The sequence below is a fragment of the Bradyrhizobium sp. 1 genome (genome assembly GCF_023073315.1).
Lineage (GTDB): Bacteria > Pseudomonadota > Alphaproteobacteria > Rhizobiales > Xanthobacteraceae > Bradyrhizobium.
The window spans coordinates 1-12045 of the sequence record NZ_JADPJH010000020.1 but is presented as its reverse complement, the minus strand read 5'-3'; the positions used below and the strand labels follow the sequence as shown (position 1 = coordinate 12045).

Genomic DNA, 12045 nt, shown 5'->3' with positions numbered 1-12045 from the left:
GCCATTTGATGCTTGGCCGCCTTAGACGCCGAGATAGGTGTGGAGCTTGTCCATGTTGGCGGCAAGCTCCGCGTTGGAAAATCCGTCAATGATCTTGCCGTGTTCGACCACGTAGTAACGGTCGGCGACGGTGGATGCGAAGCGGAAATTCTGCTCGACCAGGAGGATCGTAAAACCCTCCTTCTTGAGCCGCGCAATGGTGTGGCCGATCTGCTGGATGATGACGGGCGCGAGGCCCTCGGTCGGCTCGTCCAGCATCAGGAAGCTTGCGCCGGTGCGCAGGATGCGCGCGATCGCGAGCATCTGCTGCTCGCCGCCGGAGAGCTTGGTGCCCTGGCTGTTGAGACGTTCCTTCAGGTTCGGAAACAGGTCGAAGATCTGCTCGAGCGGCAATCCGCCCGGGCGCACCACCGGCGGCAGCAGCAAATTCTCCCGCACATCGAGGCTGGAGAAAATTCCGCGCTCCTCCGGGCAGAACGCGATGCCCATCCGCGCGATCTTGTCGGAGGACGTGCGAATGATGTCCTGATTGTTGAACTTCACCGAGCCGGCGCGCTTGCCGATGATCCCCATGATCGACTTCAGCGTGGTCGTCTTGCCGGCGCCATTACGCCCGAGCAGGGTGACGACCTCACCCGCGTTCACGTCGAAATTGATCCCGTGCAGGATGTGCGACTCGCCGTACCAGGCTTCCAGGTTGCGCACCTGAAGAATATTGCCGCCGGCAGCAGTGTTTGCGGGAGCGTCCGCAGTTGCAGTCTCAGGCATGACCAGCTCCCAGATACGCTTCCTTGACGCGCTCGTCCTTGGTGAGCTCGCTGTAATGGCCCTGCGCCAGCACCTGCCCGCGCGTCAGCACGGTGATGATGTCGGAGAGATTGGCGACGACGCTCAGATTATGCTCGACCATCAGGATGGTGTATTTCGCCGAGATGCGCTTGATCAGCGCCGCGATCTTGTCGATGTCCTCGTGGCCCATGCCGGCCATCGGCTCGTCCAGCAGCATCATCTCGGGGTCGAGCGCGAGCGTGGTTGCGATCTCGAGTGCGCGCTTGCGCCCATAGGCCATTTCGACCGCGGGCGTGTTGGCAAACTCGCTAAGGCCGACATCGTTCAACAGTTCACGCGCGCGATCGTTGAACTGGTTGAGCACCGACTTGGAGCGCCAGAAATCAAAGGAGCTTCCGTGCTGGCGCTGAAGCGCGACACGGACGTTTTCCAGCGCCGTGAGATGCGGAAATACCGCCGAGATCTGGAATGAACGGACCAGCCCCAGGCGGGCCACGTCGGCCGGCGCCATCGCGGTGATGTCCTGTCCCTTGTACAGGATTTTTCCGGCGGACGGCTTGAGGAACTTGGTCAGAAGATTGAAGCACGTCGTCTTGCCAGCCCCGTTCGGGCCGATCAACGCGTGAATGCTCCCACGGCGAACCTTGAGCGCAACGTCGCGGACGGCGAAGAAGCCCGCGAACTCCTTGGTCAAGCCTTCCGTTTCGAGAATGAACTCATCGGCCAAACAGATTTCCCCCCGCCCGCGCAATACGCGTGGCTGTCCTTAGTGTTTCGGCTTTCCGGGGGCCTTGGAGCCTTCCCGGAACGCCGCCTCCGGGCGCGGAATATGCCGGAGGTGACGGGGGTTAGGCAAGGCGGAAAGCTGAGCAGATCAGGTCTCCGGCCGGGAGACTTATGCTCCCTTAGTCGGACCTGTTTTGATGTCGCCTGCCCGGCCTCCCGGTTTGCAAGGCACCGGTCATCAAGGCGTCGTTAACGGTCTTTCGTCCCGCGCGCCAGCCTTCATAGAAAATTTTCCCGCAAGTTGGATCATGCGCAGGTTTTTAGACGTCGGGAATATTGTCTTGGATTTTGCAAGCGCCCCTCCTTCTGTCGTCAAGTCGATCAGGCAGCGTGATCTCCTGAACACGTGGCTGCGACTCTATGCGCGCGAGCAGATGGCACCGGCGATCTGGGAGTACCAGCCGGCGCGGCTCGAGGAAGAGCTGTCCGATCTCATCTATTATACAGTGGACATTTCAGAGCCGACGCCACGCCTTACGATCCAGAGCGAAGGCACGCGCATCTCGCGCGCCTATGGGCATACCGGCAAGGGCGTCCTGCTCGACGACTATATCGGGCCGCGGCTCGTCCCCTTCGTGATGCCCATCTATCATGAATGCGTCGCGCGCGGGCTGCCGGTCTATAGCGTTGCCGATGTCGACGACATCTATGGACGCGTCGTCGCCTACGAGCGGCTGCTGCTGCCGTTCCAGACCGAAGGCAAGGTCTGCCACGTCATCGCCTCGCTGAAGACATTCTGCGAGGACGGCGGCTTCGAGATCAAGAATCTGATGCGCGGAAATGACGCGCTGCCGCGGCCGAAATTGCGCGCGGTGATCGATCGCGACCTGTTTCATCGCGCGCCCGGCCGCATCGCCGCGGCCGACGTGGTCGAGTTCGCCGAACAGCCCGGCGTTACCAGCGAGATCGTCGAGCTGAACTAGCCCTCAGCGCGATTTGGCGCCGAGCTACTTGGCCTCGACGTCCTTGGCATAGATCTCAGGCTTGAAGCCGACCAGCAGCTTGCCGCCGACCTCCAGCACAGGCCGCTTGATCATCGATGGTTGCGCTAGCATCAAGGCCAACGCCTTTTTCTCGGTGAGGCCTTCCTTGTCGGCCTCGGGCAGCTTCTTGAAGGTCGTGCCGGCGCGATTGAGCAGCGTCTCCCAGCCGACCTTGTCGCTCCACTGCTTGAGCTTGTCCTTCTCGACGCCCGCCGCCTTGTAATCGTGGAATTCATACGCGACGCCATGGCTGTCGAGCCAGGCGCGCGCCTTCTTCATGGTGTCGCAGTTCTTGATGCCGTAGATGATGTTGGGCAAGACCAGTTCCTCGCGCATGCGTGCTGCTTCGGCTGCGGCGTTGTACGAAACTCCCGTTCGCGCGACAATATTGTGAACGAAGCTCTCGACCTCTACCGAACGGACACATGATGCACGTCACCCACGATCCCGCCGCTGCCGCCTCGCCGACCACCGACTTCAGCACCTTCCTTGCGGTCGACATCCGCGTCGGCACCATCGTCGATGCAAAGCCATTCCCGGAGGCGCGCAAGCCGGCCTGGCGGCTGTGGATCGATTTCGGTCCCGCCATCGGCGTGCGCAAGAGCTCGGCGCAGATCACCGAAAACCATCCGCTCGAGACGCTGGTGGGGCAACAGGTCGCGGCCGTCGTCAATTTCCCCCCGCGCCAGATCGGACCTGTCGTGTCGGAGGTGCTGACGCTCGGCTTTCCCGATGCCGACGGCAAGGTCATGCTGGTGCAGCCAAGCAAGCCCGTGCCGAACGGCGGACGGCTATTTTAGCCGCCCGTGATCGAAGCTGCAGCGTCGCCTCTGCGGTTTGATCCTCCTGCTTTCCAACTTCGGGCGGCCCCGGACTTGACCAAAATCCCTTCTCGACGCCAATGCGATCGCTCGCGTGTTGATCGCGATTCTTCCAGGGCTTTGTGCTGCAAAAATGCTGGGGCGAGGACTTTGATGTCGAGGCCTGCATGACGGCGGTGGCGGGCGTCATCGAAGGATTCCGCACCAGGCCCGATATCAAGCGACGAACGAGGACGTGAGCGATGTCCTGGCTTCACGAACTCATCGCCGGAGGCGGTGTCGGTCTGGTCGCAGGACTGGCATCGGGCTTCACGGGCACGAGCCCTGGTGGCGGCCTCGTGATCTTCTCCGTGCTGCTGCTCGGCGCCGAGCAACACGTCGCCCAGGGCACGTCGCTGATCACGCAGATTCCTCCGACGGGTCTCGCCGGCGTGCGCCGCTACTGGCAGAACGGCAATCGCAGTCCGTTGCTGTGGATCGTCTGGATCTGCATCGGATTTCTCGTCGGCGGCGCGGGCGACGGCTACGCTGCGGCAGCAGTCTCGGATTCCGTCCTGCAATGGACCTATGTCGGCTATCTCGTCGCGCTGATCGCCCTGCTGATCCTGCGGCGCGACCGCAAGGACGGAGCTGACGAAACCGGCGGTCAGCAAGAACTCCATTGGCTCCCCCTGTTCCTCATCGGCGTGCTTGCCGGATTTTCCTCCGGATTCATGGGGATCGGCGGGGGCCTTGCGATCACCGTCGGCCTCGCCGCGGGTCTGCGCGTGCCACAACATCAGGCGCAGCTCGTCAGCCTCATCTTCTCGGTGATTCCCACCAACATTCCGGCAGCCTCGATCTATTGGAGCAAAGGTCTCATGGTCGGCTGGCCGGCCGTCGTCGGCGTCGTTGCCGGCCTCTGGATCGGCACCGATCTCGGCGCTCGTGCAGCCAACGGCGTCAACAAAAAGGTGCTGCGCCGGGCCATGATCGCTCTCGTCTCGCTGATGGCGCTCTACATGACGTACAAGGCTTTGACGTAGTCTCACGGCCGCTTCGGAATGTTCAGCCCGCGTTCCACGGCCGGGCGCGCAAGGCCGCGCTCCAGCCACGCGCCAACCGACTTGAACTGGCTGAATCCGACCAGATCGCCGGCGCCGTAGAAACCGTTGAGGTTGCGCACCCAGCCGAGCATGGAGATGTCGGCGATGGTGTAGTCGTCATCCATGAACCATTGCCGGCCCGTGAGATGCGTTTCCATAACACCGAGCAGGCGCTTGGACTCTCCGACGTAACGCTCGAGCGGACGCTTGTCCTCAAAATCCTTGCCGGCGAATTTGTGGAAGAAGCCGACCTGGCCGAACATCGGCCCGATGCCGCCCATCTGGAAATGCACCCATGCGAGCGTCTGGTAGCGGCGGGCGGCGTCCTCGGGCAAAAGCTTGCCGGTCTTCTCCGCGAGATATTGCAGGATCGCACCGGACTCGAACAAGGGCAGCGGCCTGCCGCCGGGGCCGTTGGGATCGAGGATCGCCGGGATCTTGCCGTTCGGATTGAGCGAGAGGAATTCCGGCGTCTTCTGGTCGTCCTTGCCGAAATCGACGAGATGCACCTCGTAAGGCAGCCCGATCTCCTCCAGCATGATCGAAACCTTGACGCCGTTCGGCGTCGGCAGCGAATAGAGCTGAAGCAATTCCGGATGCTTGGCCGGCCAGCGCTTGGTGATGGCAAAGGAAGAAAGATCGGACATCGGGACCCCAACTGCATGCGTGAGATGCAGCCCAATCTAAACCGGCGGGCGAATGACGCAAGGCCGGCAATCGTCACGCATCACGGCCGGATCACAACGGCCGCTGCAAATGACTGTTGGCGCATGTCGCGCTGCGCGCGTTGCTCGATGAAGAGCTGCCCGGTGACGAGCAGGGCTCCGGTGAAAACGAGCGCGAGCATCGCGGTCGCGAATTGACTGGCATCGTTCATCGCGAGGACTTCTCTGCAATCTGTTCGCACGGAAAACGCCGGCCGACCACAGCCAGTTCCTGGGCGCGGTGAATAAATTGCCACATTTTCCCGGTTGCGACCTCGCGGCCGAACGCATCAATAGTTGATCTCCATCCGCAGCCCGCGCGGATCGATTTCCGGTCCGCCGACACGCTGCGTGCTCTCGCGTGCAGCAACCGCGCAGGCACAGGCGTCGATGAGATCATCACGCCCGATGCCGGTGCCGTGACGCTGCATCAGCCAGTTCGGCAAGCGTGTAAAGCCGCGTTGCGTCAGCAGTTCGATGCGTTGCTCGCGCCCTTGCGCCGATGTTTTCCTCGCAAGCAGAGCTCGCCCCGCCAAATTCCAGAAGATCAATTCCGGATGCGCTTCGCCAATTGTCGTCTGCTTATCCGGACTGATGAAGTCATCGACCTCCTTCATTTTTTCTCTGATGTTCCATAGCTGGCACGACACGCCCTTGTCACCGCGCTGTCGATAGTGCTGATTTGCAGCCGCCATATCCGAGAAATTCCAGAGATCGCGACGCGCGCCGAGGAAGACTGCAGGGCCAACCAATTTGCGCGCCTGCTGGTCGCAGCAACGATAGCCGCTCGACTTCAACCCGATCGGCATGTCGATCATTGCGCGCGCATGCGACAGCGCGAGCAAGCGTTCCAGGCCAGACGAGTAATCGAATCCGTGATCGCCGCGATCATCGATCCACGCGGCGACCCAGCCGAAACGAAATCCATCGAGGCCGAGATAGTTGGGCACGTCATGATTCCAACGGCCGCGCTCTCGCGGTCAGCCTCGGACCGCCTGGTAGGCCAGGCGCTTGAATTCGAAGAAGAACGGATTCCAGAAGCCCATGTGGCGCTGGGCCATCAACACGCCCGCGGTGTTGGCCTCAGGGCAAATCCACCAATGGGTGCCGGCAAGCCCGCCCCACTGGAATTCACCGATCGAATTCGGCGGATCGAACGGCATCGGCGCGAAGGTGACGGCACCGCCGAGGCCAAAGCCCTTGCCGGGGATCGGGCCGAGATTGGCGAAACGGATGGTCTGCCCCGCCGGCAGCTGGTTCGTCATCATCTGCCGCAACGTCTCGGGCTTCAGCAGCGCATCCGATCCCGGCAGCAGCGCGCGCACCAGCGCGAGCATATCAGGCAAGGTCGAGACCAGCCCGCCGCCACCCGACAGCCGCGGGAACGGGCGCCGATAGGCCTGCGGATACGGCAGATTGTCGGCGCGCGTCAGGCCGGGCTTCATCGGGTCGAGCACGTCGGCGCCGGTGTAGTGCGCAACCAGCCGGCCCTGCTGCGCCTCGGGCACGAAAAATCCGGTGTCGGTCATGCCGAGTGGATCGAAGATGCGCGCCTTGAGGAAAGCGTCGAGGGACTTGCCCGACACAACCTCTACGACGCGGCCGAGCACGTCGGTCGCCACCGAATATTCCCAAGCCTCGCCGGGATGATAGGACAGCGGCAGATCGGCGAGCTTGTCGATCATGTCGGTCAGGGGCGTCAGCGGATTGAGCACGCCGGCTGCGTTGTAGCCGTTGAACAGCACCGAGCCGGGATCGAAGATGCCGTAGCTGAGGCCGGAGGTGTGGGTGAGAAGCTGCCGGATCGTGATCGGGCTGTTGGCCGGCTCGACATCGGCAAGGCTTGCCGCGTCCTGCTTCAGGACCTTGCGATGGCCGAGCTGCGGCAGGAATTTCTCGATCGTGTCATCAAGCCCGATGCGGCCCTCCTCGACCAGCAGCATGATCGAGCACGTGACGAAGATCTTGGTGTTGGAGTACGCGCGAAAAATGTGATCGGGCTGGAGTACGGTTTTGGCCTCGCGGTCGGCGAAGCCGACGCATTGCTGGTCGACCACCTCACGCCCGCGCAGCACGGCCCAGGACGCGCCCGGGATGATCTCCTCATCGACATAGCGCTGCATCGCCGTCCGCGCGGCGGAAAAATCGGTTGCCCTGGCGTCCATGAAGTGCGGCCTCCCTGAATTGGTTGAGATGGATATAACGACGAATCGGCTGCGGGGAAGCCCGTTCGCACGAAGCTCCGGACGTGCCGAAGAACCCACATTTTTGTTTCACCGCGTGTTCGTCCCGGGAGCGAGCAACACAACGAAAAGCGCTGCAACCTTTGCGGAAAGACCTCATTAATCGCGCGACCTTTAGCCTCGCCCCCATGTTCTGCGTATCTTCATTTTCACCAGGGGTGACCAGCAATGACCTCGATCTCTGCAACGACCACCAGTTCCTACTCCCCGCTCGACCGCCTCAAGAGCGAGCTCACCAAGGAAGTTTCGGCGGGCACCATCAGCTCGAGCGACGAATCCGCGCTCTCCTCCGCGCTCGACGACATCGATACAGCGATGAAGAGCAGCGCATCGAGCTCGAGCTCCTCGTCGCCGCCCTCGCCGGACGAGATGCAGTCCAAGATCGACGACCTCATCCAGAGCGAGGTGTCGAGCGGCAAGCTGACCAGCGACCAGGCCAGCGAGTTGAAGAACGTGTTCTCCAGCACCTTCTCCAACAGCGCAAATGGCGCCGGTGGCCCTCCTCCGCCGCCGGATGGAAGCAGCGACTCATCGAGCACGACCAGTACGGACTCCACATCCTCGACCGATTCCTCCTCCAGCTCGTCCTCCACCACCACCGCGGAACTGATGAAGGAGCTGATCGCGATGCTTCAGAGTGCGACCAGCCAGTCGACCTCCTACAGCTCCAGCGGCAACTCCAACTCGTCTTCGGCGAGTTCGCTGCTCGTCGACTACAAGACCTGAGGCCTGAAACATGACGACCGCCCGGCGCACGCCGCCGGGCCGTCATCCCTGCTTCATGAATGCCGTGACGTGCAGGCGGCGGCGAATCCGCATGCCCTGCCGCTGATAGAGGGCGATGGCGGACGCATTGCTGGAAAACACGTGCAGGAACGGAATTTCGCCGCGCGCCTCGATCTGGCGCGCAACGGCCGCAAGCAGCGCCTGCGCGTAGCCGCGGCCGCGATGATCGGGATGCACACAGACCGCCGTCATCTCGGTGAAATTGCCCGGCTTCATCCGCTCGCCGGTCATCGCGACCAGCTCGCCGCCGGCCCGGATGCCGAGGAATGTTCCGAGTTCGTGCGTCCGCGCGGCGAACGGCCCGGGCTTGGTCAGCGTGGTCAACGCCATCATCGCGGGAACGTCCGCCTTGCCGAGCGTGACAATCTCGCCCTCGCGAAGCGGGCTGTCAACCGGCGAGCCGATCATCTGCTCGCCGGTCTCGGCCAGCACGACCTTGAAGCCGTCGGGAACGACAACCGGCTCCGGCGTGAACAGCGCGGCCACCTGCGATCCCGACATGAGATCGCCGAGCGCGGCAAAGCTTGCCTCCGACATGTCGACCATGTCGGCGAACGGCGTCATGTCCTCGGGATAGCGCAGCGCGCGCGCCCCGCCCTCCGCCAGATACTTCTGGCTCGTCGTCAGCGCACTCCAGATCGGACGATCCAGCAGCGCCACATCGCTGTCGGACACCGGGCTTAATCCTTCTCGAAGCTGACGATCACCGCCGCATTGGCAATGAGGATGGGGTCGTTGGCCTGTTCCGTCGCCGAGGGAATCTCCAACCCGCCCTTGACCGCGTTGACGGTCACGGTGCCGTAAGGAAGCTCCTTGGCGACGGCTTCCTTGTCCACCGCCTCAGGGTTGGGCACCGCGATCGTGACATCGACGAACATGTCATTCGCAGTCTTGTCGATCATCCGGAAAAAGCCGAGGCTCGAATGCCTGATCGCATCCGACACGGCGCGCTTCGCCGCCTTGGTGGCGTCTCTGCCGTGGACGTCGACGCCCATGCCCATCTCGGTGATACAGCGAACGCGAGGCATTTCATATTCCTGTGGTTGGTTGAGTGATCGGGAATGTCGGCGATCGGGGCGCGCGACACAAGTTCGGTTGTTCCTCTCGTGTCCCGGACGCGCTGCAACGCTTTTCGCGTTGCTGCGCAGAGCCGGGACCCAGGAGGCCGCAGAGCTCGCTGATGCATGGGCCCCGGCTCTGCAGCGCACCGCGGAAGGAGCGCTGCGTTGCGTCCGGGGCACGAGACCGTCGTTTCGCGCGCAGCTGCTTCCACATCACGCCTTCGCCTTCTCGTGTGCCCGTAGCTCATCGACCAGCACCCGCACGTTCTCCGAATAGTCGATCGGGATCACGACCAGATGCACGCCGCCTTCGTTGAAGGCGGCATCGAGCGTCGGGCCAAAACTGTCGACGCTCGCGATGCGATGGCCCTTGGCGCCATAAGACTTGGCATAGAGGACAAAGTCGGGATTGCCGAAGGTCATGCCATAATCGGCAAAGTGATCGACCGCCTGCTTCCAGCGGATCATGCCGTAGGCGTTGTCCTCGAGCACCAGCACGACGAGGTTGAGCTTGAGGCGAACGGCCGTCTCCATCTCCTGGCTGTTCATCATGAAGCCGCCGTCGCCGGCAACCGCGAGCACGCGGCGATCCGGATAGAGCATCGCGGCCATCATCGCCGACGGCAGCCCTGCGCCCATGGTCGCCAGCGCATTGTCGAGCAACAGCGTGTTGGCGACACGGGTGCGGTAGTTGCGTGCGAACCAGATCTTGTACATGCCGTTGTCGAGCGCGACGATGCCGTTCTCCGGGATCACCTGGCGGATGTCGTGCACGATCCGTTGCGGCGTCGGCGGCCAGCGCGCCTCGGTGGCGCGATCCGCGATGTGGCTGAGTATCTCCTCGCGCAATGGCAACAGCGCCGCCGCCTGCGGCAGCTTTCCTTCGAGCCGGTCGGCCAAGAGCTCCAGGCTCGGCCCGACGTCGCCGACGACTTCCGCATCGGGAAAATAGACCAGCTCGACGCTCGCCGTGGTGTAGCTGACGTGAATGACCTTCGGTCCTGACGGGCCCATGATGAAGGGCGGCTTCTCGATCGGGTCGTGACCGATCGCCACGATCAGATCGGCAGCGTCGATCGCATCGTGGACATAGTCGCGCTCGGACAGCGCCGCAGTGCCCATGTAGAGATTGGTGCCGCCGGGCACGGTGCCCTTGCCCATCTGCGTGGTGAAAAACGGAATGCCGGTCCGCCGCACGAAGCTCGCGATGCCGTGGGTCGAGCTTGGCCGGCTGGTTGCGGCCCCCATCATCACCAGCGGACGTTTTGCGGCCAGGATCATTTCGGCGGCACGGTCAAGCGCGGCGCGGTGGGCGACCGGGATTTCGATCGGATGGACCGGGATCACGGGAGCGTAAGGCACCTCGTCGCCGGCGATGTCCTCGGGCAGTTCGAGATGCACCGGCCCGGGCCGCTCCTCCATCGCCACGCGAAAGGCGTCGCGTACCACAGTCGGAATGCTGGAGGCGCTGATGATCTGCCGCGACAGCTTTGTCAGCGGCTTCATGGTCGCGACCACGTCCACGATCTGGAAGCGCGCCTGCCGGCTGCTCATGATCGGCTTCTGGCCGGTGATCAGGATCATCGGCATCGCGCCGAGATGCGCATAGGCAGCTCCCGTGGACAGGTTGAGCGCGCCGGGGCCGAGCGTGGAGAGACAAACACCGGGCTTGCCGGTCAACCGCCCATGCGTGGCGGCCATGAAGGCGGCGGCCTGCTCGTGGCGGGTCAGGATCAGCTCGATTTTCGACGTGCGGAGGGATTCGACGAGGTCAAGGTTCTCTTCGCCGGGCACGCCAAAAATGCGGTCGACGCCTTCGTTTTCCAGTGCCGCGACAAACAGGTCCGATCCTTTAACTTTGTGGCCCTGTCCGCTCATGTCGCCTCCGTTTGCTGTGCTGTCTCCCCGGTTCCATGGGAGCCGGCGCATCGTAACGGTCTGCGGCGCAGGCACAACTCACAATGCGGCGTGTGGAGTAACAGTGCTCGTCCTTCTCGTGTCCTGGACGCGCTGCAACGCTCTTAGCGTGTCGAAGACGCGCGTGAACGCGCTTTTGGCGTTGCTGCGCAGAGCCGGGACCCAGGATATCCCGCGTTTCACTGCTTCGTGGGCCCCGGCTCTGCAGCGCACCGCCAAGGCGCGCTGCGCTGCGTCCGGGCACGAGACCTTTGCTCCGCAGACACACGATCGCGTTCTCGCGACTTGCTTCGCCCGAGCTTTGCTTCATCTCGACACCCTCTTGTCAGAGGGCGCAGGGAAGACCGGGTGCCGGCTGGCACCCACGGTCCACTGTGCGAAGGTTGCGCTACAAGAGGCTGCACAGCGGCATACAGGTGAAGCCCAACACACGGCCTTCCCTGCGCAATGGTTTTACGGCTTATGCCGAGTTCTCCCCGGGGAGCGATGCACTATTGCCCCCGTCGCCCTGCGGATGGCTGATGCGCGCACCCGGTCGGGCCGCAACATCACCACAGGACTTGGCGCACAGACCCCGGGCGCCAGGACGACACGGTTTTACCGTACGCTGATAGCACCGGTCGTGTGCGCGACGTGCTCCGCTCACGGTTACCCGCCCTGCGAAACCCTTCGCGCCGATGCTGCCTGCGTCCACCGCAGCTCACCCCACGTTTCGTGACGATCGCGATACGCCCCTCTGACCGGGATGAGGTGGCGCATTACTACGCCAAAGCCGAATTTCGGTAAAGCGGAATGTTTTTTCGGGAGCGGATTGACCCGCCGGTTGGGTGTTTTGCCCGACGAGGCTGGGCAAGAATGTTGGATTTCGGG

General features: G+C 63.0%; 14 protein-coding genes. 4 read left to right on the top strand and 10 right to left on the bottom strand.

Annotated elements, in window-relative coordinates:
• Nucleotides 1-21: 21 nt before the first annotated feature.
• Together IVB29_RS15995 and IVB29_RS15990 are read right to left on the bottom strand one after the other, a co-directional pair.
• Nucleotides 22-768 (bottom strand): ABC transporter ATP-binding protein, encoded by a 747-nt coding sequence (locus IVB29_RS15995; protein ID WP_247504338.1) that lies wholly within the window; start codon nt 766-768, stop codon nt 22-24.
• The gene (locus IVB29_RS15990; RefSeq protein WP_129273315.1) at nt 761-1516 is read right to left on the bottom strand and encodes an ABC transporter ATP-binding protein; all 756 of its coding nucleotides are present in this window, start codon (nt 1514-1516) and stop codon (nt 761-763) included. The genes IVB29_RS15995 and IVB29_RS15990 overlap by 8 nt, the downstream gene beginning before the upstream one ends.
• 307 nt (nt 1517-1823) lie before the next feature.
• On the opposite strand from IVB29_RS15990, the gene IVB29_RS15985 reads away from it, so the two are divergent.
• Nucleotides 1824-2498 carry a hypothetical protein gene (locus IVB29_RS15985; RefSeq protein ID WP_247504337.1) on the top strand — a complete coding sequence of 225 codons (675 nt, stop codon included), beginning with the start codon at nt 1824-1826 and terminating at the stop codon, nt 2496-2498.
• Nucleotides 2499-2522: 24 nt separating this feature from the next.
• Here IVB29_RS15985 and IVB29_RS15980 read toward each other — a convergent pair whose 3' ends face one another.
• Nucleotides 2523-2876 carry an ArsC family reductase gene (locus IVB29_RS15980; protein ID WP_247504462.1) on the bottom strand — a complete coding sequence of 118 codons (354 nt, stop codon included), beginning with the start codon at nt 2874-2876 and terminating at the stop codon, nt 2523-2525.
• Between the two features lie 110 nt (nt 2877-2986).
• Here IVB29_RS15980 and IVB29_RS15975 point away from each other — a divergent pair, with 110 nt between their 5' ends.
• Both IVB29_RS15975 and IVB29_RS15970 read left to right on the top strand, forming a co-directional pair.
• Nucleotides 2987-3358 (top strand): tRNA-binding protein, encoded by a 372-nt coding sequence (locus IVB29_RS15975; protein WP_247504461.1) that lies wholly within the window; start codon nt 2987-2989, stop codon nt 3356-3358.
• Nucleotides 3359-3621: 263 nt separating this feature from the next.
• A complete protein-coding gene (locus tag IVB29_RS15970) occupies nt 3622-4404 on the top strand; it encodes a sulfite exporter TauE/SafE family protein (protein WP_247504336.1) in 783 nt (260 codons plus the stop codon).
• 2 nt (nt 4405-4406) lie between these two features.
• On the opposite strand, the gene IVB29_RS15965 is transcribed toward IVB29_RS15970, so the two are convergent.
• The 4 genes from IVB29_RS15965 to IVB29_RS15950 all read right to left on the bottom strand — a co-directional run bounded on the left by IVB29_RS15965 (nt 4407) and on the right by IVB29_RS15950 (nt 7333).
• Complete coding sequence (locus IVB29_RS15965) at nt 4407-5111, bottom strand: glutathione S-transferase N-terminal domain-containing protein (RefSeq protein WP_247504335.1); 705 nt, start codon at nt 5109-5111, stop codon at nt 4407-4409.
• Nucleotides 5112-5191: 80 nt separating this feature from the next.
• Entirely contained in the window at nt 5192-5341 is a 150-nt protein-coding gene (locus IVB29_RS15960; protein ID WP_247504334.1) for a hypothetical protein, read from the bottom strand.
• Between the two features lie 117 nt (nt 5342-5458).
• Complete coding sequence (locus IVB29_RS15955) at nt 5459-6118, bottom strand: DUF429 domain-containing protein (protein ID WP_247504333.1); 660 nt, start codon at nt 6116-6118, stop codon at nt 5459-5461.
• Between the two features lie 30 nt (nt 6119-6148).
• A complete protein-coding gene (locus IVB29_RS15950; RefSeq protein WP_247504332.1) occupies nt 6149-7333 on the bottom strand; it encodes a serine hydrolase domain-containing protein in 1185 nt (394 codons plus the stop codon).
• Between the two features lie 246 nt (nt 7334-7579).
• Between IVB29_RS15950 and IVB29_RS15945 the strand changes: the two genes are divergently transcribed.
• On the top strand, nt 7580-8137 hold the full coding sequence (locus IVB29_RS15945) for a hypothetical protein (RefSeq protein WP_247504331.1): 558 nt from the start codon (nt 7580-7582) through the stop codon (nt 8135-8137).
• Nucleotides 8138-8179: 42 nt separating this feature from the next.
• Here the strand turns inward: IVB29_RS15945 and IVB29_RS15940 are convergent, their stop codons facing one another.
• From IVB29_RS15940 to IVB29_RS15930, 3 genes are all read right to left on the bottom strand, one after another.
• Nucleotides 8180-8872, bottom strand: a complete 693-nt coding sequence (locus IVB29_RS15940) for a GNAT family N-acetyltransferase (RefSeq protein ID WP_247504330.1) — start codon at nt 8870-8872, stop codon at nt 8180-8182.
• A gap of 5 nt (nt 8873-8877) precedes the next feature.
• Nucleotides 8878-9225 (bottom strand): Lin0512 family protein, encoded by a 348-nt coding sequence (locus tag IVB29_RS15935; protein WP_247504329.1) that lies wholly within the window; start codon nt 9223-9225, stop codon nt 8878-8880.
• A gap of 246 nt (nt 9226-9471) precedes the next feature.
• Nucleotides 9472-11136: an acetolactate synthase large subunit gene (locus IVB29_RS15930; RefSeq protein WP_247504328.1), complete on the bottom strand. Its 1665-nt coding sequence runs from the start codon at nt 11134-11136 to the stop codon at nt 9472-9474.
• Nucleotides 11137-12045: the final 909 nt, after the last annotated feature.